Raw genomic sequence first — 23,509 nt, forward strand, 5'->3', positions numbered from 1 at the left:
GCGCTTTCTTATTGCTGGCGAGTATGTAGATGTTTGGTTTGATGAGGGGTTGCTCCAAGACTCTAATCTAGATTGACTGTAGCTAGCCAAGATTTTATCGTACGATGAGCCAGATTGTTTATCATAATATCTAACAACATTTGGTATATATTCCCGAATTATTATCATATTATTTTGGGACTTTATTTTTTGTGTCGCGTTTGTCTCTTAGTTTGATGTTGATGGACTCTTTTCGTTTTAAGCAACAACGAAGACAGCCAGAATATTTACTTATAGGGTTAGTCATATGCGTGGCGACCTTGTTGCCGCCAATACAAGCGAACCAAGGTCAGACGGTGCGTTATCAGCATACCGATATGCTGGGTACGCCAGTTATGGAAACCGATGAGTCAGGCTATGTGATCAGTCGCAGTGTGTATGAGCCCTTTGGTAAACGCCTCGGCGGTGAGAAGGCGGGTCTAGGCTTTACCGGGCATCTGCAAGATGAAGATCTGGGTTTGACCTATATGCAGGCCAGGTACTATGATCCGCTGATAGGACGGTTTTACTCGAATGATCCGGTTGGGTTTAGGGATGTGCACAGCTTTAATCGGTATGCTTATGGGAATAATAATCCTTACAAATACGTAGACCCTGATGGAAAACTACCTGTTGTTCCAGTAATAATTGCTGTCGCAAAAGTTGCTCATAAGGCTTATAAAGTCTATAAATCGAATAAACGTATTCAGACAGTCTTGAAAAATAAGCAATCTACAGGGAAAAAAGGTAACCATGCATCTACAAATGGAAGCAAAGACGCGAATAAAGACTTCAAAACCCTCACTAAAGGAAGTGATGTTAAGACCTATGAAAATGGAACAAAAGTAGGTAAAACCCCAGATGGAAGAACTGTTGATAAACATGGTAGTTCTGGAAAGTCTGGTAAAGGTACTGATGTGAAAAAAGGCACTGAGTCAATAAAAATTAAGAATGAAAGTGGTAAACGGACTCAAACTACAATTCGATATCTTGAGGATAAGTCATGAACATTTTGGATGCAACGAAGGTTCATCTGATTGAGCCTTTACTAGATAAAATCAGAAATGAACTCTACAACGAGGAATTATATCCATTCCCAAAATTTTCTTTAAAAGAAGGTTTATCGGCTGTGATATGGCGTGAAACTGAAGAACCTGAGATAAATGCAAACTCATGGATAAATATAGATAAGTTTTTTGCTTTAAAAAAAGCAAAAGAAAGTGTATCGAAGAGTAAATATTTTTATGTTGCTTGGGCTTATCGCGAGTTGGATGAGAAAAGTGAACCAATGCTAAGAACTGTAGTCGAGTTACTGTTTGATTGGGAAGATGTTGAAAACTATGAATCCTTTATAGACTATCACACAAGTCAGTTTTTCGTATTTGATAGCAGTCTAGAGTGGTTTTTACATATAGATGATTCTGTCCTACTTGCAGGCTCGGTAGAGTTTTTATGGGATTTTTCCGATTCTCTTGGAGGAAAAGAGGTTATTTTTAAAATGTTTGATGACTATCTAGCTGATGTAGACTCGGCCAAGACCATCTGTTGGGTTAATGAAATCAAAGGTCGGTACATCGACAATAACAACCGTGAGCTTACGGGAGTATAGCGTGACAGCACTTGAGGATGTAAACATAATTGTGTAATTACTCTTTATTTATCGCTCATCGGTATGCCAGTCGGCAATATGAGCGCCCTTGTAAAATCAATGGAATGTCTTAGTGTATTGATTAATAAGGTATTTTTGTTCACCATTGTCTTTGTGATAACTTCTTTTATTTGCTACTCAAGGGATTCACAGAATAAAACGGAGAATAAAACGCCAGCGGTACAGCACTGACGTCGATGAAAGATATGATGTCTTTATGGGGTTAATAAGTTGTCCGGCGCAAATACATCACGGTAAAACGTCAGTTGCTCGCCTTTCCAGTGGCATCCGCCGCGATGACCCCGTCGGATCCAAGCCACACTGCCTTTAGCGGTTGTTTCATGAGTATGATCATCGATACATGCCCACTCAAACCAGACATATTCACCATGAAACATGACGATTGGCCAGCTCATAGTGACGCCGGGTTGTGCCAGTAATGCCCACCATTGTTGCTCTCGGTTTTTTTGCTCTTCTAGGCCATAAAAAGGCCCGTCCTGACAGAAGTAAACCAGGTTCTTATGGTACTCAGCACTTAATATTTCATCTCGTGATTGACGTAATGCCTCACAGTGAGTTGGCCACCATGCCTTGTTTTCAGCTTCTATTTGTTCGAGCGAATACTGATCATCAATTTGAGGTAATTCGTCTTGTTTTACTGTTAAAAACAGCTCGGCTGCATCGATCATTTGCTGTGCCACTGCAGCAGAAACTCGCACGGGCGTGGAATAATCGGCAGATAAATCCTGATAATAATTAGTACGTGTTTTGGTCATTATTATTTCTCCATTAAGACCACGACTGAACGGGGTTTGACCAGATATTGGGCATTTTTAAGCTTAATATTTGGGCCCTTGAGTCTGATCGATTGTGCAACGCTTAAACTGGTATCAATCACTCTGATCCATGCTTTATTTTCTATCTGCACCGTAAAGTTAAGTGGTTCCCAATAAGTATTGATCATGACATACAAATTTTTACCGCCAACCCCCTTGCCACTGAGATGATAAGCAAAACTATGTGAGTCATAAGACAGATCAACATCAAGACTGTTAACCCCAAACCATTGAATATCTTCCCGCCAGAATCCCGGGCGACCGATACTGACATTTTCTTTACGGAATTGTATCAATTTGCTAAAAAATTGCGTCATAGAGGCATGGGTTTTAGCCCGGTTCCAGTCTAACCAGCTGGTGTCATTATCTTGATTATAGGGGTTGTTATTGCCACCCTGAGTGTGTAGAAACTCATCACCCATTCTGAACATAGGTGCGCCATTTGATAGCATCAATAACGTGATAAAGTTTCTGGCCTGTTGTGATCTTAAGGCCTCTATTTCAGGTGTAATATTGTCATCACCGTCATTCTCGGCTGCACCACAATTCCAGCTGTAGGGGTTTGAGCCGTCATTATTGTCTTCACCATTAGCCCAGTTACGTTTATGGTCATAAGACACTTGATCGTAGAGTGAAAAACCATCATGGGAGCTAAAATAGTTAATACTCTGGAAGGGACGATAAGCCAGGGCTAATGAATCAGGGAACAGATCACAGCTACCGTAAATGTTACTCATCATAGTGGCCACTAAATTGGGATCACTACGGATAAATTTTTGCATACTATCACGATAACGGCCATTCCACTGCGACCAGCGAACACCGGGGAAGGCTTGCCCCAGTTGATAGCTTCCCATGTCCCAAGGTTCACCGATCAGGTGAACGCTTGATAAAACGGGATCGGCGGCAATCTGATCAAATAATGCTGGGCGGTGCGGATCTATCGAACCATCACTGGTGCGTGAAAATATTGACGCTAAATCGAAACGGAAACCATCCACGCCCATCTCTGTTACCCAATATCGCAGGCTATCGAGGATCACTCGGCGCACCGATGAGGCTTCACTATTGAATGTATTTCCCGTTCCTGAAAAATTCATATAGGGCTCAGCTGAATTTTTAGATAATATATAATAGCTGGAATTATCTATGCCTTTATAGCTGTAGGTCGGGCCCTTGTGGTTTCCTTCACAGGTATGGTTGTATACCACATCAAGAATGACATCAATATCGGCATCGTGCAGTGCCTGAACCATGGCTTTAAATTCTTGATGTTGACCGCATGCTGACTTAGATTCGGCATATGCCCCTTCTGGTGAGAAAAAGTTAAGTGGATTATAGCCCCAGTAGTCGCTGGCATTAGGTTCACGCTGATAGATCGGCATCAGCTCAACTGCTGTGATGCCCAATTTTTTCAGGTGATCGATTTTATCGATGACACCGGCATAAGTCCCTAGCTTACTCTGCTTAATACCCGAGTTAGCATTGCGGGTGAATCCTTTCACATGCATCTCATAAATGATCAGTTCATGGCGATGGTGGCGTTGATAAGGTAGGGCTTTAATACCGCAGGCTGCTGTCTTATTCAATAAACCTAATGGGGCTTTACCTGCATTAGAACCGGGTAAACAGGCTGCTTCAGCATCGAAGTCAGCCGGGAAGTGGACGGCTTTTGTATAGGGGTCTAATAATATTTTATCTTTTTGGAATGCCTGGCTCACATCACCCCGGCCCTCGATAGGCCCCTCCATGGAATAAGCATAATATTGAATGCCGTCTAATGCATTCTCATCCACCCGACAATGCCAGGTATCGTGGGTCTTATGTTGCAAATAATCTAATGTAATACTTTTGGCTGGTTGGGTTAACTCGTCTGCAGTGTAAAAAAGAAGGGTAATTTTACTTGCTGTTTTAGAGTAAACTGCAAAATTGTAGCTGCTGGAGTCATGGTGCCAGAATACACCCAAGGGGTTAGGTTTACCCTGATTGATATCCTGCTCAGAAATAGCAGATTTAAGCAGTGATTGCTCGTCTAAAGACATAAACTCACTCGGTTCTGCTCGTTCAAATAGTTCTTTTTTTTCGATATACATGACAATATCCTGATGAAATACGTGAGTGCCGCCCCCTGGTGATGATCTACACCAGGAGACGAGATGAAAACGTTATGATCTGATTTAAGTTAGGACCCCAGAGATGAGATCCCAGCTCAGCCCGGATCAGACTGTCGCCACTTCCATCGCTTCAATTTCTTCCAATAAGGTTTGCATAAACACGTCAATCACCCCCGGATGTCTGCCGGTGATTAAATTTCCATCAATAAAGACTTCTGCTACTGTACGAGTTCCGTCTGCCTCCTCTATGTATTGTACTAAGCCTCCGGCATTCTCAACATCACAAATAATGTTACTGGCACAGGTGACTTTCTTGTCTTTTAATAGAGATGGGTCGGCACAATACAGCCATAAGCTATGGCAGATGGTGCCAATTTTGACATTACCCGTAAGAATAGACATTCTGAGGAAATCGAGTGCCGGGGCGTCGTTTTCTTTACCAGCGAAGACTTCAGTCTGGTATCTTAATCTGTCCATCGCATAAGCACCGATCAGAATAACGGCCTTGTAATCCGCAGGGTTAATATTTTCAATTTCATGTGTGACTGAAATTTTACTCTGAACCACACCTTCATCTGTGGGGTTAGAATAAAAAGTAATGGCATCTTGTCCCCAAAGGTGAGAAACAAATTCAACTTGATAACCCGCTTCTGGGTAAAACTGTGAAAAACGCTCCAGTTCAGTAAAATCAAAATGATTTTCAATGACTACGGCGATCTTACCCTTGCGGTTTACCCCGACGGTATCAGCATACTCAGGGATGTTATCACTGATAGGCTGAAGCAGTGACTGGGTATATGCTTCGATCTCTTGATTAGATGGAGTCGGCTTTTGTGAAATCATAGGCGTTAACTCGATAATAATATCACCGCCTAATTCATCATCAGTGAGTGAGATCTGGTAGTTAAATGGATCTGCAATGGTTTTTTCAAGGCCATTTATCGTGATACCGGTAATGATCACCGATTTTGGCCCCATGAAATCAGGCAACACATTGATCGATCTGATGCCGTTATTTTCTGGCTTGAAGTGCAGGCAAGTTGATCTTTGTGATACAAAATTACTTGAGTAAATATGAGCAAGATAGTTTAATTCAAAGGCATGATAGCCTGAAATTGCATGTCCGCCTTTATCGCCATTACTGCCGACAATCACCGGCTGACCGCTTTCAGATACGCGAAAGAAGAAACCTGAGTTATCATGATCCAGATAATACAGATTCCAGAATGCACTCATTTCTCTGGCTAATGATAAATAGTTTTCGTCTTTGGTATAACCATAAGTGACAAGATAGGCCAATAATGCTTGTTCCTGCTGCCAGAAATCTTTGGTATTCATCCAGGCAAAATCAACCCACATATCATTCTTAGGCTGACGCTCGACGGCATCAAATACACCGCCACGGATCTGATCTATACCCAGTACGGCTAGATGATCGGCCAAACGCTTAGCCATACTCATAAGCGGTTTGCTGTCTTTACCGATAGTATCGTAGTAATTAGCCACCCGGGTCAGATTCCAGGATATTTTAAGGTTGTGACCACAGATGGCACGATCTTGCTGCCAGCGATATTCTTGATCTGGTGTCCAGTCTTGATGAAATCTTTCGTTAACATAAGGAATGCTTGGATCCGGATCTTCAAACTTAGTTACGATCAGATCGGTACATTCAAATAACATGGCTTTTAACGTATCACGCATTTCAACATATTTATTTTGGTTATCACAAATAGGCAAAGGGTCTAATGCCAGTAATACATTGACCAGGTAAGCTGGAATATGATCACCAATAGAGTTCCAGTTCTTTTTAAGTTTATTATCACCAAGGTGGTCGGTATCACAGGTTAACGTGGCTGGATCTAGATGTGAGAAGTAACCTTTATATTCTTTGTCATAGTAGAAGTCATTAAACATGTCAACTGTCATGCGAATATCATCGAGTGCTTCTTGATTTTGTGTAATACGGTAATACTGTGCAAGGCCCGCGAGTGCATAAATTTGCTCATAACAGGGGATCGCACCAACATCATCACCATTGAGTGAGGCGAGAATTAATTTACCCTGATCTTTTGCCGATGCCCACATGACATGTTTACCATCATGGGTGATATATCTGAAATTTTCTCTTTGATATTCTATTCCTGATGCAGCCGCTTTACGATAACGATCATTACCTGTCATTAAATAAGCTGAAGACAGGCCATAAATCAACCGTGATAGCGTTGCACATTCCTGCACGGTGTTTGATTTTTCTGGCATACCTGTGATGCCTATGTTGGTTTGATATTTTGAGAAATCAAATGTTTGCTCGTTACCAAAAATATCATGCAGCCAGGTATCTGAAAAACTAGCTATTTGACGTAACCACCAGTGAGGCTGCTCAAATATGAATTCTTTATCTTCACCTTGTAAAATGTAAATTTCTCTGGCATCAAACTGATGTTTATCACCATTTAACATAGCAATACAATTTAGCGCAATCAGGCTATCGACTTGGAGATATTTAGTGATATTACTTTGTGTATCGCCGGTATAGCCCGCAGGACTGCTAAAACGATCTAAGTTGACCCCATCAATATTCTTCAATACTGAAAATGTGACATTAGTATTGACCGTGACAGTGAAAATATCCCCTGAGCGGGTTTGTAAAGTAAAGCTGAGTGCTGCGCTATCAACCGACTTTACCGTTCCCATTAAGCTTGTTGATTGTGTAAAAAAATTCATAATACTCATATCCTTGATAAATTAATGAATTGGAAAACAGCAACAGATACCATTAGATAAGCCACCAAGAAGCCACTATTACACAGTATTTATTATAACCATCAGCTACATTTTCTATAAAGCTAGATTTTGGTAACTAAAGTCGACATTTATAATTAAAGCTAACACCTTAAACATCAACCTAGATTTATTTGTTCTAGACCCGTTATTATACGGAAGCTGTATGACAACAATTGGTTTAATAGCTACTGAATGCCGGATAGAAAATGTATAGACAGGTTAAGCAGCATTGTTCATTTTATCAAGTATATATTTTAAACACAGAGAGTGATTATCTAGAGGGGAAGTCGTATTTTAATGATGATATTTGGCTCACGAATAGCTTAGCCTAGACTCGATAGCCATTATAAAAATCTATGTTTACCCTAGAGTTCATCATCAATGAAGTTATCTTTTTGTTATATTGTGTTTTAATTTCAACGGAATAGAAGATATGTTGCAGCAGACCAGCTAGATGGACGTTAAAACAATCAAGCCAGTCATCTAATGATAATGTGTTAAGTGTAATAAATATTAACGGCGTATCATTTTTATTACTCTAGTTAATATTCGTTAGTTTGTATTAGCTGGTTAGTTATTATTAGTTGGTTTGTATTAGTTATTATTAGTTATTTTTTGTCGATTTACTCATAATGTATATGGAGCATTATGAAAAAACCGCACACTTGGCGTTACCCTTATGTCTTATTGCCTTTTCGGCATCTGCGATTACAGCAGACTCCACTGGAAGGATCTGTGATCAGTTTTCCTGAACCATTTTTAGTTGCTGAGTGAGGTGCGCATTAAGTTGGGTTTAAAGAAGCGACTTAGCGAATAGCAGACATAAATAAGGGAGCCGAGGGCTCCCTTATTTATTTTATAGCGTTGGAATTATCTATGGCGCTTTCCAGCCTGCTTGAGTCTTTCCTTTTCTTTCTTTTTCTCTTCCTTAACGGCCTTCTCTGCCATGACCAGCGCGACTTCTGCTTTTTCTATCTCCGCCATTTCAGGGGTTTCTAATGACAGTTGGCCCATTTTTCCTGAACGGAATTCATGCAGGACTAATTCCGATACCTTGTGCAAGTCGATACGTCCACCTGGGCGCAGCGCGCCTCTCTTACGGCCTATGGCTTCTAATAACTCGATGTCGGTTTCGGGTAGCTCGTTGAGTTTATAACGCTCGGCAATCGCTTCCGGGTAGGCCTTTAAAAAGTACTCGGCAGCAAACATGGCGACATCTTCATATTCCATGGCGGTATCTTTAATCGCACCTGTGATGGCCAGGCGATAACTGCTCTTTTCATTGTCGACTTTCGGCCAGAGAATACCGGGGGTATCAGACAAGACGATGCCATTTCTTAAGTTGATACGCTGCTGCACCTTAGTCACTGCGGGTTCATTACCCGTCTTGGCGATCATGCGGCCTGCGAGCGTATTGATGATGGTGGACTTACCCACATTGGGGATCCCCATGATCATGGTTCGAATATCTTTTTCGAGTTTATCCCGATTTGGGACAAATTTACGGCAGAGATCGGGGATTTTTTTCACTTGAGCCGCTTGCAAAGTGGTGATAGCCATGGCTTTAACGCCTTGCTCTCGCTCTAGATACTCTATCCATCTTTGGGTGACTTCAGGATCGGCCAAGTCTGACTTGTTTAGTAGCTTAATACAGGGCTTGTCTCCACGAAGTGTCGAAATAACAGGATTCTCACTGCTGTATGGGATCCTCGCATCGAGCACCTCGATCACAAGATCGACCTGAGGCATGACCTCTTCGATCTCTTTACGTGCTTTATGCATATGTCCGGGATACCACTGAATAGCCATTTTATTGCTCTGTATTAGTTTTGATGTGGGGATTTTACCTTGTTAGGGGAAAATTTCACTAAAAAAGCGCCTGAAGGCGCTTTTTTATGAGAAGTCACTGGATGAGTGATTAGATCACCCCTAATTCTCTCAATCGCTCCATAAGATAACTGTCCGCCGTGTAACGGCTAGAGAGTACAACCTCAGGATTAGGATGCAAGAATAATGGCAAGGATACCCTAGGCTTAGACATATCTGTACCCACTGGATTGATCACTCTGTGGGTGGTCGATGGGAAGTAACCGCCGGACGCTTCTTGCAACATGTCGCCGATATTGATGATCAAGTTGCCGAAATCGCAAGGCACGTCAATCCATTCGCCGTCTTGGCCTTTCACCTGCAGACCCGGTTCATTCGCCGCTGGAAGTAGTGTGATCAGATTAATGTCTTCATGAGCCGCGGCGCGGATAGCACCGACTTCTTCTTCACCTGTCATTCCCGGGTAATGTAATATGCGTAGCAAGGTTTTATGACTGCCTTCGATCATCTTGGGTAAGGCAATGGAGTAATTTACCGCAACATCTGCGGGTGAATGCTCTTCTATCCACTGCAGTAACTCTTCGGCAAGTTTATTTGCAGCTTGATAATAAGCTAAGATATTCTCTTGTAAGGATTGAGGAATACGTCCCCAAGGATAGACGTGGAAATACTCCTTGATATCTTTAACCGTGTGACCTTTAGCCGTTTCTGATACTTCTGCAGGAAAGAAGCCATCTTGGGTTTCAGGATTAAACAGAAAATCATGCTTGTCTTCACTGTTGAAGAAGGCTTGCCATTCAAGGTAAATTTTTTCTACTAAGGCCTTATCGATTGGATGATTAGCCAGTACGCCAAAACCTGTATCTCTCAATGATTGGACGAACTTTGCTGCACTATCGGCGGCTCGATAATCGATTGTTTCTAATTTCATCTCTGTCTGCTCATTTCTTATAATTGATAAACCCAAGGTTAGTTTATCTAGGCTAAGGCTCAGGGGCAATTAAGTGCGATGAATATCACCTCATTATTGTTTTATGAAGAGATAAGCACTGAAGCGTGTTGGAAATAATAGCTGTAAAATAATGGCATATGTGAGAACAGCTAAGATAAAAATAGTTTTACAAAAATTGGCTAACTAGACAATAAATAACGGTTTGTCTTGCGTCGTGTATATTTGAAAGAGAAGATAAGGAATTCAGGTCTAATCTACACCACGAATTAAGAGTAACAAGTATGCGTGAACTCACCGATTTTGAACGACATGTGATTGAAGAAAAGGGCACCGAACGGCCTTTTAGTGGGGAGTATCACCTGCACGATGCCCAGGGAAGTTATGCGTGCAAACGTTGTGAAGCGCCCCTGTATCTATCTGAGCATAAGTTTAACGCCCATTGTGGCTGGCCCGCCTTCGATGAAGAGATCCAAGGGGCGGTCAAACGAGTTGTCGATGCCGATGGTCAAAGAGTCGAAATTGTCTGCGCCCAGTGTGATGCCCATCTGGGCCATGTGTTTGAAGGGGAGTATTTAACCGAGAAAAATATTCGTCACTGTGTTAATTCCGTTTCTATGGTATTTAAGGCTAATGGGGCAACGGTTGAGCCAAACAAGTATCAGTTTGCCACGCTTGGGGGGGGATGTTTCTGGTGCTTCGAAGCCATGTTCACCCAACTGCTAGGGGTTATCTCTGTTCAGTCAGGATATTGCGGCGGTGATGAGGCGAGCGCACATTATCAAGCCGTGTGCTCGGGTATGACAGCCCATGCAGAAGTCGTCCATATTGAGTTTGACCCAAGCATCATCAGTTATAAGGAATTGCTCTGCGTGTTTTGGCAGGGTCATGATCCGACCACCTTGAATCAACAAGGTCATGATGTGGGTCCACAATATCGCTCCGTAGTCTTCGCTCATGATGAAGCGCAAAGCAAGCTGGCTGAACAGATGATAGTAGAGCTAACACAGGCTGAAGTCTGGTCTAAGCCGATTGTCACCGAGATTGTCGCTTTTAATGCCTTCTATGGTGCTGAGGATGATCATAAGGACTATTTCGATAAAAACCGTGAGCAAGCTTATTGCCAGTTGGTTGTGAGGCCTAAGGTCGAGAAGTTTAGGGCCGCCTTTGCTGACAAATTGAAGTGATACCCATTTCATTACTTGCCTATAGCATGGTTAACTCCCGTTGAACTGACCAGATACTTACTCGGAATGGTATTAGACATAAAAAAAGGCGAGCTAAGCTCGCCTTTTTTATGTCTGGAGTTCAGACTGGTCTAGCAAGATTAATCCAGCTTATTATCGCCTATCTTGTAGCTAGGATCTTCGATGAAGTTCACTTCGACCAGATCGCCGGCTTTATGCAGTAACTGCTTACAGTCATTGCTCAAGTGACGCAGGTGTAATTTCTTACCCGAAGCCACATATCTATCCGCCAGCGTGTCTATGGCATCCAGTGCCGAGTGATCACATACGCGTGAATTTTGGAAATCGACTATCACGTCATCAGGATCGGTATTGTTGTGGAATAGCTCTAAGAAATCAGCCACAGAACCGAAGAACAGAGGACCGTTAAGTTTATAAACTTTCCAACCATTAGCATCTTCACTTATCTCAACATTGATGTGCTTGGCGTGCTCCCAGGCAAAGACAAGAGCCGAGACTATGACACCGACGAACACGGCGAATGCCAAGTCGGTAAACACAGTGACAACAGTCACCAAGATGATGACGAAGGCATCGTGTTTAGGGACTTTACGCATCACCTTAAAACTGGCCCATTCGAAGGTACCCAGCACAACCATAAACATCACACCGACTAGAGCCGACAATGGGATAATCTCTATCATAGCCGAACCGAACAGGATGAAACCAAGCAGCGTCAGGGCCGCAGTCACACCCGATAGGCGACCGCGTCCACCTGAGTTGATGTTGATCATAGATTGACCAATCATGGCACAACCACCCATGGCGCCGAAGAAGCCACTGGTGATGTTACCCACACCTTGGCCGATACATTCTTTGTTACCTTTACCGCGGGTGTTGGTCATCTCATCGATCACCGTGAGTGTCAGCAGAGACTCGATCAAGCCGACGGCGGCAAGAATGAGAGAGTAGGGCAGTATGATATACAGGGTCTCTAGATTGAACGCCACAGCTGGGATAGAGAAACTAGGTAAGCTGCCGGCTATGGTCGCATTCTCATCACCACTCATGGATTTTAAGAAATCTAACACTGTGCGGGTATCTAGCTCTAAGAAAACCACCAACAGGGTCACTGTGACGATAGCCACGAGAGAGGAGGGGATGGCTGTGGTCAGCTTAGGCAAGAAATGTATGATGCTCATGGTGAGCGCCACTAGGCCAATCATGAGCACCAGCTGATCTTGGGGCAACCAAGCCATAACACCATTAATATCTGGCGATTGAAACTGGCCCAGTTGGGCTAAGAAGATGACGATGGCTAAGCCATTGACGAAACCTATCATCACAGGATAGGGCACGATGCGGATAAATTTACCTAGTTTAAGCAGGCCGAACGAGACCTGGATCATACCGGCTAATACTACAGCGGCGAAGAGGTAGGCTACTCCGTGCTCGGCGACCAAGGCGACCATGACGACGGCCATAGCACCGGTAGCACCTGAGATCATGCCCGGACGTCCACCTATGAGTGCGGTGATCAGACCCATGATGAAAGCGGCGTAGAGGCCAACCATAGGATCCACACCGGCGACAAAAGCAAATGCGACAGCTTCAGGGACCAGTGCGAGTGCGACGGTTAAGCCAGATAATAGGTCGGCCCTATGACTGGCAGTTTTGTGACGAATAAGATCGAACATTTAGCCTCTGTTGTAATTGAGTTGTTTCAGATTGAATTTCGGTCGCGAATACTAACAAACATTCCGACTTAAGAGAATAAAAAGCCATGCTCGAAGGCATGGCTTTTCTTTTATCGACTAATTATCGTTTATGGTCTGGCCATGTCCGAATTAGCTGAGTTTGCCGTTTTAGGTTTAGCATCGGCTGGTGAAGAGTCAGATGCTTCGTATTGACGCCCTTTTGGAACCTCTACGTTGTCTCGTGTCTCTACCACTGGTGCGATCATGTCTGAGCTCACCATAGTGCCAAAGCGACTAGCACCTCTAGGCTTAGCTAGAGTCTTCGCCGGAGTTTCCGCTTCAGCTTTCACTGGTGCTGCAGGTTTACTCGGAGTTGATGCTACCTTGGCTGCAACCGGAGCCGCAGGCTTAGCCGGCGCTGCCGTTGCCGATTGAGCTGCCACTTTAGCTTCGACTTTCACTGGAGTCTCAGCTTGAACTGGCGCTTCAGGCTTGGTTGGCGCTGCCGCTTTAGCTTCAACTTTCACTGGAGCCGCAGGCTTAGCCGGCGCTGCCGATTGAGCTTCAGCTTCTACCTTCACTGGAGCTTCAGCTTGAACTGGTGCTACAGGCTTAGCCGCCGCTACCGATTGAACTTCAGCTTTCACTTCGACCTTCGCTGGAGCCTCAGCTTGAACAGGAGCCTCAGCTTGAACTGGCTTAGTCGGTGTGGTAACCGGCGCCTCAGTTGTAGATGCCGCTACTTGATTAGCTTGAAATTCAACTTCAGTTTCATTAGGAACGAAAACTGGAGTTGCATCCGCATCCGCATTCGTCTCACCGTCATCTTCATCACGACGACGACGTTGACCCGCTGCGCGAAGATGGCGTGGGCTGCGACGACTGCGACGCTGACCTTCACGTGGCTTATCATCGGTAGCATCAACGGCGCTAGTCTCTGCGGCACTGGCTTCGACTGAGCCGGTTGCAACTGTCACGTTATCTTGAGAAACAGCATCAAGTTTGTTGTCTTGCTGAGTCTCAGGCGTTTTAGTATCAAGTTCGACTGTGTCGGTCTCATTGGTAACTTGAACGTCATCCTTAGCTTTACTATCCGTCTTAGGCTTACGAGGCTGACGCTTAGGACGAGCCTGCTTGTCTTCTTTAACCGCAACCTGAGCCGTTTCTACAACCACTTCAGCAGCAACGACTTCTGTGTGTTGCTCATCAAGTTTCTGTGACTTTTCAGTTTCTATACGCACTTTCCTACGCATATTTCTACGTTGACGACGCTCTCTGGCAACTTCCTGTTTAGGAGTCACATCAATCGCATCAGTCGCATCAGTCGCATCAGTCGCATCAGCAGTCTCGGTCACATCTGCTGGTTGACGAGTTCGAGTCGGCTTGCTGTCTTGACGAGATTGACGCTTGCCTTGCTCGCCTCTATCTCTGCTTGGGCGCTCTTCATTTGAATCAGCACGCTTATTACGGCTGGGACGTGAACTACGCTCATTCTTATCGCCTGATTGCTCCTTATCATCACGACTACGACGAGTGTCGTTACGGCGTGAATCATTCTTGCGAGCGGGGCGGCGATTGTTACGGTTTTGGCTGCTTGATTCGCTTTGCTTCTTAGGCTCTTCGGCCTTAGGTTCGGCTTTGAACAGTCCAGCAATCGCGGCGAAAAGCTTAGCGATTAGGCCTGGCTCTTCAGTCGTCTTAGGCGCTGCTGCTGCCTTGGCTTTAGGTTCAGGTGCTTTTACTGGGGCTGTGAATCCTTTTAGCGCTGGCTGAGTAACCGTGACTCGCTCAAGCTTACGGGGCTCATACAAATTGGATACAGGCTGCTCTAGCAGTTTATAACTGGCCTCGCTTATCTGATCGTCCTTGCGATGACGTGAGACTCGGTAATCTGGCGTAGACATATTTGGATCTGGGATCACATAGACTTCTACATCATGACGTTGCTCAGTGATGCGAATGGCTTTGCGTTTCTCATTGAGTAGGAAAGCGGCGACATCGACTGGCACAACGGCTTCGATTTGAGAGGTATTCTCTTTTATCGCTTCCTCTTCCATCAGACGAAGAATTGACAGTGCTAATGACTCTGTGCCACGAATGGTGCCTTGGCCGTGACAACGAGGACATACATGTGCAGCAGACTCTTCCAGAGAAGGTCTAAGGCGTTGTCGTGACATCTCCATCAGACCGAAGCGAGAGATGCGTCCGAGCTGAACACGGGCTCTATCTAAATGAACGGCATCACGCATTCTGTTCTCAACTTCACGCTGATGACGTACGGGAGTCATATCAATAAAGTCGATAACCACCAGCCCGCCCAAGTCGCGAAGACGTAATTGACGGGCAATTTCATCAGCAGCTTCAAGGTTGGTGTTTAATGCCGTCTCTTCGATATCACTGCCCTTAGTGGCGCGGGCTGAGTTGATATCGATTGACGTTAATGCCTCAGTGGGGTCGATAACGATCGATCCGCCAGAGGGTAAACGCACTTCACGTTGGAATGCCGATTCGATCTGCGTCTCAATTTGGAAATGAGTGAACAGAGGCACTTCAGCATCATAGTGTTTGATTCTGTCTGCGAAATCCGGGCGTACCAGAGCAACATGCAGTTTCGCTTCTTCGAAGATGCGAGGATGGTCGATAAGTACTTCACCCACATCACGACGCAAGTAGTCACGAATCGCACGAACGATGACGTTACTTTCTTGGTGAATGAGGAAAGGCGCGGGACGACCAACAGACGCTTCTTTTATCGCTGTCCAATGATGCTCCAGTACTTTTAGATCCCATGCAAGTTCTGCAGAGTCTTTACCAACACCGGCTGTGCGTACAATTAATCCCATACCATTAGGGATGTCTAATTCAGACAAGGCCGCCTTTAGCTCAGTGCGTTCATCACCTTCGATACGGCGAGAGATACCACCGGCGCGAGGGTTATTTGGCATTAATACCAGGTATGAACCCGCTAAACTGATAAAGGTCGTGAGTGCGGCGCCTTTATTGCCACGCTCCTCTTTATCAATTTGAATGATGACCTCTTGGCCCTCTCTAATCACCTCTTTAATATTGGGGCGACCTTGGAAAGAGTAACCTTTAGGGAAGTATTCTCTGGCGATCTCTTTGAGGGGCAGGAATCCATGACGATCTGCTCCATAATCGACAAATGCCGCTTCGAGAGAGGGCTCTACACGGGTGATTTTACCCTTGTAGATATTGGCTTTCTTTTGCTCGTGACCTGGACTTTCAATATCTAGATCATATAGCTGTTGCCCATCAACTAGGGCTACGCGCAACTCTTCAGATTGAGTCGCATTAATTAACATCCGTTTCATGATGACGTTTTTCTTCTAAAATGAGGTCACCAAACGATTATTTTCGTTGCATTACGGGCCAGACACATAATAGAGCCTCACGGCTGGTGTCTAGGCAAGGTGCGCATCTCTGTTAGACGCAATCTCTGCGTGTCGCATCCATTTATGGCTTATTTTTTAATATCTACAAAAACAAGGAATTCGTTGTAAAACGACAACTAACCCCATAAATTATTCGGTTCTTTCCGGTAATGCCAAAATCGAATTGAGATCGTTTGATGATAAGTTAAAATTAATCTTCGAATTTGGGCCGCATTTCTTAGAGAAACCACCTTGTAATGTGGGTTTTCCTATCCGTTTAGTCGTTAACATACATTTTCGGTATTATATTAATAAAACGACTTGCAAATTAGCTATTTACGACAGGTGGAAAATTATTTTAGTCTCTGCTTCTTGCGTAAGGGCTGGGGGTTTTGTGAACACTTTATTCACTGATTATCCCCAACCGCCGATGAAATATAGCAACAATCAATAAATTCAGCAAATGGAAAGGCATAAAATTCTTATTACTTGATGTACAATGCGCTCACTGATGCAGATAAGGCCCGCCATGAATACCGAAGCACCTAGACCACAAGTTCAATTAGTCACAATCGATGAAGATCATCTTGGGCAGAGAATTGATAATTATTTAATGACCAAATTAAAAGGTGTTCCTAAGAGTATGATCTATCGGATCGTGCGTAAGGGGGAGGTCAGGGTAAACAAGAAGCGCATCAAGCCAGAGTACAAGTTACAGGATGGGGATATTGTGCGCATCCCACCGGTAAGAGTGTCTGACAAATCTGAGCGTCCGGGACCTTCTGCCAAATTAACTAAGGTGTCGCAACTGGAAGATCGGATCGTCTTCGAAGATAAATCGATCATAGTGCTCAATAAACCTTCAGGCATCGCGGTCCATGGTGGTAGTGGTGTCGATTTTGGAGTCATCGAAGCCATGCGCGCCTTGAGACCGACACAGAAGTTTCTTGAGTTGGTGCATCGTCTCGATAAAGATACATCTGGGGTGTTGTTGATCGCCAAGAAACGCAGTGCCTTACGACATCTGCATGATCAACTCAGATTTAAAAAGATGCAAAAGGATTACCAGGCCTTAGTCAAAGGCACCTGGCAAGCGCGTGATAAGGTGATTAAAGCGCCGTTACTCAAGTTAACCCTGAAATCAGGTGAGCGAATTGTCCGGGTTAATCAGGAAGGCAAGGAGTGTGAGACTCGTTTCAAGATCCTACAACGCTATCAAGGGGCGACGCTCGTTCAAGCCAGTCCGGTGACCGGGAGAACCCATCAAATTCGCGTGCATTGTCAGTATGCAGGCCATCCCATCGCCTGTGATGATAAATACAGTGAGCAAAAATTCGATGATGCTATGCGCGTCCAAGGCTTGAATCGTTTATTCCTACATGCGGCCCAACTCAGATTTATTCATCCTAGTACAGAGGAGGTCATGACAGTCCAGGCGCCACTGGATCCAGTATTGACAGAAACCTTAGATAAGTTGGTGAAAGCATGAAACAGTATGAACTGGTGATCTTTGACTGGGATGGCACCCTGATGGACTCAGTCGGTAAGATCGTTTCTTGTATGCAGGAGTCTGCTTTGACCTTGAATATGTCTATGCCAACGGAGCAAGCGGTACGCGATATCATCGGCTTATCTATGGATGAAGCACTCGGTGTCTTGCATCCCGCTGCCAGCGCCGAGTTAGTCGCCGAAATGAAACAGGTTTATCGCCAACAATACCTAACGCTCAATCAGACGCCGAGCCCCTTGTTTGAGGGGGTCGAAGACTTACTGACTACACTCAATGGGCGAGGCTATAAATTGGCCGTGGCCACGGGGAAAGCCAGGGCTGGACTCGACCGCGTGTTAAGCGCGACTGAGCTTGGTGGATATTTTGTGGCGAGTCGATGTGCTGACGAAGCCGCCAGTAAGCCTAGCCCAGAGATGATATTGCAGTTATTGAATGAACTCGATGTCTCACCGGATAAGGCTGTGATGATTGGTGATTCCATCCTAGATCTGAAAATGGCCAATAATGCCGGGATTGATGCTATAGGTGTCGATTATGGTGCCCACGATAAAGAAAAATTGCGCCAAGCCAAGCCTAAGGCGGTGATCGGCTCACCGATGGAATTACTCCAATACCTGACCTCTTCGTGAGTTAAATTAAAGCCTGCTAACAGCCTCCTGGAGGCTGTTAGCAGACGACTCCGCTATTTATGAGGCGAAATCACGGAGTCATTGATTCTTCTGATTGTTTGGTGATTGTCTGGTGATGGTCCTCGACGCCAATCGTCATTCCCACATTACTCAACAAGTCTTTACAAGGCGGCTCTAACGGGTTGTTGTACTTTTCCTTGCTAGCGCCATAGTCCAGTGTTAACTCATCGCCTCTAATTTTGGCGAGCAACTCTAATGTACTTGCCGTCTGTCTAATACGTTATCTTATGATTTTGCACGTAAAACGTCGTAGCCTTGCCTGACAAGCATCTCGGTGAGTGTGATCAAGGGTAGCCCGATTAAGGTGTTGGGATCTTTTCCTTCTAAGCGCTCAAACAGGGCGATGCCCAGGCCTTCACATTTGAAACTACCTGCACAGTAGTATGGCTGCTCTCTCGTTAGGTAATATTCGATCTGCTGTGGAGCTAAATGCCTAAAATGCACCTTGAAGGTTTCACACCGGCTATCGCTATGACTCGTAGCTATGTTGTGCAGTGAAATACCTGTGTAAAAGGTGATGACTTTACCCGATGAAGCCGTCAGCTGTTTCACCGCGGTCTCGTGGTTTAAAGGCTTGCCTATTATCTTACCATCGATGACCGCGACTTGATCTGAGCCAATGACTAGGCCTTGAGGGTATTGCAGCGCACCAGCTTGTGCCTTAGCTTCAGCTAACCTGATCACCAGGTCGACAGGCGACTCATCGGCTAAGTGGCTCTCATCGACTCGTGGATCACAGCAGGAGAAGGGCAAGTCGAGCTTGGCTAAGATCTGTTTTCGGTATTGAGACGTTGACGCTAAGATGATGGGTATCGACATGATATTGATGTCCTCGAGGAGCAGAAGATGGTTTCACTTAAATCCGTTTCAGCGATTATGCCGCGCAGTTTAGCCTTGTTATTGTCCAGGTTACATCCACTTTGATAGTTTCTTCACTAAAATGAGTGCGAACGTTGCTATTTTAACCATGAAACACTTGAGTAAATGGGCTAGCTTGGGTAAAATTTCTAATCCATCAATTTTTGTTTTCAGAGTTAAAACGAGTCGATGATTTCCCTGTTCTTAATTAAGATGGGAAATTTCCTTTGACTCTGAGGATTTCAAACTATAGTATGCGCGCCTTATGCAAACAGTAAAGATACCGGTTTCAATCGATCCAATACGTGCGGCCTCGAGTCAGCTTTCTTTTGAAGGCCTGATCCCGGGTAAGCAATTAAAACGGTTGAATGAGTTAAGTGCCGGCGACTGTTCCGATGTGACAGTGTCGTTACAGTGTGGTGAAGATTTACAGGGGATAGTCTACCTTAACGGGAAGGCTGTGACGGAGCTCACTCTGATATGTCAACGCTGCATGACACTATTTACCACAGAGGTTACGGTCGACTTTAGTTTCAGTCCCTGCGGGAATGAAGCCGAAATCGATGAGCTCCCGGATGCGTATGACCCTATTGAGAGTAACGAAATAGGCGAGGTTCGTCTGCATCAATTGATTGAAGATGAATTGATAGTCGCTATGCCTTTAATCCCGATGCATGTCAGCGAAAGTTGCGGTAAGGGAGATCAAGATATAGTAGTAGGCGAGATTGAACCTTCTCAAGAGGAGCGTCCAAATCCGTTTGCAGTGTTAGAAAAACTGAAGAGCAAGTAACCTAGGAGACAGGTCAAATGGCTGTACAAAAGAACAAAAAATCTCGTTCAAAGCGCGGAATGCGCCGTTCACATGATTCATTGAGCACTCCTCAATTATCAATTGACTCAACGAGTGGTGAATTACACCTACGTCACAACGTGACTGCGGATGGTTTTTACCGTGGTCAGAAGGTTATCAACAAGTAATTTGTTGCTAACTAAATGACTAATCTGACGCTCGCGTTAGATGCGATGGGGGGCGATCATGGCCCCCACATCACAGTGCCTGCAACCCTGCAGGCGCTGCGTTTATCTTCCTTTCTTCGTATTATCCTCGTCGGTAATGAAGCCGAAATCACACCTTATCTTTCTCAAGCTGAGCAGAGTGTTCGATCGCGAATAGAGATCTTGCATACGACCGAAGTCGTGAGCATGTCAGACAGGCCCGTTCATGCACTGAGAAATCGTAAAAAAAGCTCGATGAGATTAGCCATAGAACTGGTTCGTGATGGCCAGGCTGATGCCTGTTTGAGTGCGGGAAATACTGGCGCCCTGATGGCCATGTCTAAAGTGCTGCTAAAGACGCTACCTGGCATCGACAGACCGGCGCTGGTGAGTTGTCTTCCTGCCGTGAATAAGACCCCAGTTTATTTACTCGATCTTGGCGCCAATGTCTCATGCTGCTCGGAAACCTTGTTTCAGTTTGCTGTAATGGGCTCGGTATTATGCGAAGCCGTAGATAAAAATCCTTCACCTAAGGTGGCTTTACTCAATGTTGGTATCGAAGAGAGCAAGGGTAATGATCAGGTGCAGCAGGCCGGCCAACTTTTACAGCAGAGTCCTCAGCTCAATTATGTCGGCTTTATCGAAGGTAATGACCTCTTTTCGGGCAATGTCGATGTCATCGTTTGCGATGGTTTCGTCGGCAATATCACCTTAAAAACGTCAGAAGGTATTGCCAGGTTACTGGTAGACCAATTAGAAAAAGGCCTGAAACAAGGCTTTTTTGTTCGATTAATGGCCAAATTAATCTCGCCTCGTATCAATTCTGTGCTAAATCAGATGAACCCCGACCACTACAATGGTGCAAGTTTGATAGGATTGCGCGGAATTGTAGTAAAAAGTCATGGAAGTGCTGATGAATCTGCTTATTTACAAGCGATTAATCTGGCAGTGACCGAGGCACAACGTCGACTCCCTCAGATGATTGAACAACGTCTAGAGTCGATTCTCTTAGACATTAATAGCTGATAACTCCTTAATATGCATACAAAAATTCTTGGAACTGGTAGTTATCTGCCAGAGCAGGTGCGTAGCAATTCTGATCTAGAAAAGATGGTTGAAACCACAGATCAGTGGATTGTTGAACGTACAGGTATTTCAGAGCGTAGAATCGCCGCCCCAGACGAGACTGTGTCTACCATGGGCTATCAAGCTGCGCTTAAAGCCCTGGAAATGGCTGGGTTAGACGCTTCTGAACTCGATATGATCGTGTGTGGTACGACGAGTGCGAGTAACGCCTTTCCCGCAGCAGCCTGTGAAATCCAGGCTATGTTGGGTGTGCATACTATTCCTGCATTCGATATTGCCGCCGCATGCTCAGGCTTCGTTTATGCGCTTTCTATTGCCGATCAATTTGTTAAAACCGGTGCGGCCAAAAACGTTCTAGTCATAGGCTCAGACGTGTTATCACGTCTGTGTGAGCCCGATGACCGCAGCACTATCATCTTATTTGGTGATGGTGCAGGGGCCGCCGTGATTGGTGCTTCGACCGAGCCGGGTATTATTTCAACCCATATCTATGCCGATGGCCGTCAAGGCGATCTGCTTAAATGCGCTTTCCCGCCTCGTCCAGGAGAATCTTCTGCGGCCATGGGTTATATGACCATGAAAGGCAATGATGTTTTCAAGGTCGCAGTGACCAAGCTTGCTCATGTAGTCACAGAAACCTTAAGGATTAATCAGATAGATAAGTCTGAAATTGACTGGCTGGTTCCTCATCAGGCAAATTTTAGGATCATCAAGGCCACGGCAAAGAAGCTTGATATGAGTTTGGATAAAGTGGTATTGACCTTAGCCAAGCATGGTAATACGTCTGCAGCGTCAGTACCTATCGCGTTAGATGAAGCCGTCCGTGACGGTCGAATTGAGCGTGGTCAGCTTATCTTGCTCGAAGCTTTTGGCGCCGGCTTTGCGTGGGGCAGTGCACTGGTGCGTTTTTAATCTTGTTTAAACAGGCGGGTAAAGCCTGTATTAAACATTGAGATGTTTTATGAATTGTCATAGGTAAATATTATGGAAAATTCCGCTTTCGTCTTTCCAGGTCAAGGTTCTCAGGCCGTTGGCATGTTGGCCGAACTTGCTGGCGAGCACGATATCATCGCGCAAACTTTTTCTCAGGCAAGTGATGCATTAGGCTATGATCTGTGGGATCTGGTGCAGCAAGGCCCGGTTGAAACCCTTAATGAAACGGATAAGACCCAGCCTGCACTCTTGAGTGCAAGTGTGGCTATTTGGCGTGTTTATCAGGCCAGTGGTAAGACTCTGCCAAAGATCATGGCGGGTCACAGTTTAGGTGAATATTCGGCCCTGGTGTGCGCCGGCGTGATCGACTTTATCGATGCGGTAAAGCTGGTCGAACTTCGTGGGCAGCTCATGCAGCAAGCGGTGCCAACGGGCACAGGTGCCATGTTTGCTATTATCGGCCTGGATAATGACGCCATCGCCAAGGCGTGTGAAGATGGGGCCGAAGGTGCCATCGTCAGTCCGGTCAATTATAACAGCCCGGGTCAGGTCGTCATCGCCGGCAGTAAGGCCGCGGTTGAACGCGCCGCAGCCTTATGTAAGGAGGCGGGGGCTAAGATGGTGGTTGCACTGCCTGTCAGTGTGCCGTCACATTGCGAATTGATGCGTCCAGCAGCTGAAAAATTAGCCGTAGCGCTTGAGAGCATAGAGTTTAAAACACCACAAATAACCGTCATTAATAATGTCGATGTAGCAAGCCCTGAGTCTGCTGCAGAGATCAAGGATGCCTTGGTCCGTCAGCTTTATTGTCCCGTACTCTGGTCCGAAACGGTGAAAGCCATCTCGGAGCAAGGAGTGACAAGTTTGTTTGAAATGGGACCCGGCAAAGTATTAACCGGTTTAGCGAAACGAATCGATCGTTCGCTAACTGCGAAAGTGGTCAACGATGTGGCATCCCTTGCAGCATTGACCGAATAGGAGATTG

At 45.1% G+C, this 23,509-nt stretch carries 18 protein-coding genes; 10 read left to right on the plus strand and 8 right to left on the minus strand.

Going from position 1 to position 23,509, the window contains the following annotated elements; genetic code table 11:
• Nucleotides 1–221 precede the first annotated feature (221 nt).
• Complete coding sequence (locus tag HRU42_RS13375) at nucleotides 222–1,025, plus strand: RHS repeat-associated core domain-containing protein (protein WP_295031825.1); 804 nt, start codon at nucleotides 222–224, stop codon at nucleotides 1,023–1,025.
• Nucleotides 1,022–1,627, plus strand: a complete 606-nt coding sequence (locus HRU42_RS13380; RefSeq protein ID WP_295031826.1) for a hypothetical protein — start codon at nucleotides 1,022–1,024, stop codon at nucleotides 1,625–1,627. Before HRU42_RS13375 ends, HRU42_RS13380 begins: the two co-directional genes overlap by 4 nt.
• 254 nt (nucleotides 1,628–1,881) lie before the next feature.
• On the opposite strand, the gene HRU42_RS13385 is transcribed toward HRU42_RS13380, so the two are convergent.
• The 5 genes from HRU42_RS13385 to HRU42_RS13405 all read right to left on the minus strand — a co-directional run bounded on the left by HRU42_RS13385 (nucleotide 1,882) and on the right by HRU42_RS13405 (nucleotide 10,158).
• Nucleotides 1,882–2,442, minus strand: coding sequence for a hypothetical protein (locus tag HRU42_RS13385; protein ID WP_295031827.1), 561 nt, complete (start codon nucleotides 2,440–2,442; stop codon nucleotides 1,882–1,884).
• Nucleotides 2,443–2,444: 2 nt separating this feature from the next.
• The gene (locus HRU42_RS13390) at nucleotides 2,445–4,595 is read right to left on the minus strand and encodes a glycogen-debranching protein (protein ID WP_295031828.1); all 2,151 of its coding nucleotides are present in this window, start codon (nucleotides 4,593–4,595) and stop codon (nucleotides 2,445–2,447) included.
• A 126-nt stretch (nucleotides 4,596–4,721) separates the two neighbouring features.
• Nucleotides 4,722–7,340, minus strand: a complete 2,619-nt coding sequence (locus HRU42_RS13395) for a DJ-1/PfpI family protein (RefSeq protein ID WP_295031829.1) — start codon at nucleotides 7,338–7,340, stop codon at nucleotides 4,722–4,724.
• 930 nt (nucleotides 7,341–8,270) lie between these two features.
• Nucleotides 8,271–9,209, minus strand: coding sequence for a ribosome biogenesis GTPase YlqF (gene ylqF / locus HRU42_RS13400; RefSeq protein WP_295031830.1), 939 nt, complete (start codon nucleotides 9,207–9,209; stop codon nucleotides 8,271–8,273).
• 109 nt (nucleotides 9,210–9,318) lie between these two features.
• Nucleotides 9,319–10,158, minus strand: coding sequence for a 2OG-Fe(II) oxygenase family protein (locus tag HRU42_RS13405; protein WP_295031831.1), 840 nt, complete (start codon nucleotides 10,156–10,158; stop codon nucleotides 9,319–9,321).
• Between the two features lie 302 nt (nucleotides 10,159–10,460).
• Between HRU42_RS13405 and HRU42_RS13410 the strand changes: the two genes are divergently transcribed.
• The gene (locus HRU42_RS13410) at nucleotides 10,461–11,363 is read left to right on the plus strand and encodes a bifunctional methionine sulfoxide reductase B/A protein (protein WP_295031832.1); all 903 of its coding nucleotides are present in this window, start codon (nucleotides 10,461–10,463) and stop codon (nucleotides 11,361–11,363) included.
• Nucleotides 11,364–11,503: 140 nt separating this feature from the next.
• Here HRU42_RS13410 and HRU42_RS13415 read toward each other — a convergent pair whose 3' ends face one another.
• Nucleotides 11,504–13,060 (minus strand): SulP family inorganic anion transporter, encoded by a 1,557-nt coding sequence (locus HRU42_RS13415; RefSeq protein ID WP_295031833.1) that lies wholly within the window; start codon nucleotides 13,058–13,060, stop codon nucleotides 11,504–11,506.
• Nucleotides 13,061–13,188: 128 nt separating this feature from the next.
• Nucleotides 13,189–16,392 carry a ribonuclease E gene (gene rne / locus HRU42_RS13420; RefSeq protein WP_295031834.1) on the minus strand — a complete coding sequence of 1,068 codons (3,204 nt, stop codon included), beginning with the start codon at nucleotides 16,390–16,392 and terminating at the stop codon, nucleotides 13,189–13,191.
• A gap of 589 nt (nucleotides 16,393–16,981) precedes the next feature.
• Between rne and rluC the strand changes: the two genes are divergently transcribed.
• On the plus strand, nucleotides 16,982–17,941 hold the full coding sequence (rluC, locus tag HRU42_RS13425; protein ID WP_295031850.1) for a 23S rRNA pseudouridine(955/2504/2580) synthase RluC: 960 nt from the start codon (nucleotides 16,982–16,984) through the stop codon (nucleotides 17,939–17,941).
• Nucleotides 17,938–18,591 (plus strand): HAD-IA family hydrolase, encoded by a 654-nt coding sequence (locus tag HRU42_RS13430; protein ID WP_295031835.1) that lies wholly within the window; start codon nucleotides 17,938–17,940, stop codon nucleotides 18,589–18,591. The genes rluC and HRU42_RS13430 overlap by 4 nt, the downstream gene beginning before the upstream one ends.
• A gap of 285 nt (nucleotides 18,592–18,876) precedes the next feature.
• On the opposite strand, the gene HRU42_RS13435 is transcribed toward HRU42_RS13430, so the two are convergent.
• Nucleotides 18,877–19,470, minus strand: coding sequence for a nucleoside triphosphate pyrophosphatase (locus tag HRU42_RS13435; protein WP_295031836.1), 594 nt, complete (start codon nucleotides 19,468–19,470; stop codon nucleotides 18,877–18,879).
• A gap of 304 nt (nucleotides 19,471–19,774) precedes the next feature.
• Between HRU42_RS13435 and yceD the strand changes: the two genes are divergently transcribed.
• From yceD to fabD, 5 genes are all read left to right on the plus strand, one after another.
• Nucleotides 19,775–20,299 carry a 23S rRNA accumulation protein YceD gene (yceD, locus tag HRU42_RS13440; RefSeq protein ID WP_295031837.1) on the plus strand — a complete coding sequence of 175 codons (525 nt, stop codon included), beginning with the start codon at nucleotides 19,775–19,777 and terminating at the stop codon, nucleotides 20,297–20,299.
• Nucleotides 20,300–20,316: 17 nt separating this feature from the next.
• On the plus strand, nucleotides 20,317–20,487 hold the full coding sequence (rpmF, locus tag HRU42_RS13445; RefSeq protein WP_005503694.1) for a 50S ribosomal protein L32: 171 nt from the start codon (nucleotides 20,317–20,319) through the stop codon (nucleotides 20,485–20,487).
• A gap of 15 nt (nucleotides 20,488–20,502) precedes the next feature.
• Nucleotides 20,503–21,531, plus strand: coding sequence for a phosphate acyltransferase PlsX (plsX, locus tag HRU42_RS13450; protein ID WP_295031838.1), 1,029 nt, complete (start codon nucleotides 20,503–20,505; stop codon nucleotides 21,529–21,531).
• Between the two features lie 12 nt (nucleotides 21,532–21,543).
• Nucleotides 21,544–22,503, plus strand: a complete 960-nt coding sequence (locus tag HRU42_RS13455; protein ID WP_295031839.1) for a beta-ketoacyl-ACP synthase III — start codon at nucleotides 21,544–21,546, stop codon at nucleotides 22,501–22,503.
• A 72-nt stretch (nucleotides 22,504–22,575) separates the two neighbouring features.
• A complete protein-coding gene (gene fabD / locus HRU42_RS13460; RefSeq protein WP_295031840.1) occupies nucleotides 22,576–23,502 on the plus strand; it encodes an ACP S-malonyltransferase in 927 nt (308 codons plus the stop codon).
• The last annotated feature ends 7 nt before the right edge of the window (nucleotides 23,503–23,509 follow it).

Source organism: Shewanella sp., assembly GCF_013214165.1.
In the GTDB taxonomy this organism is placed as follows: domain Bacteria; phylum Pseudomonadota; class Gammaproteobacteria; order Enterobacterales; family Shewanellaceae; genus Shewanella.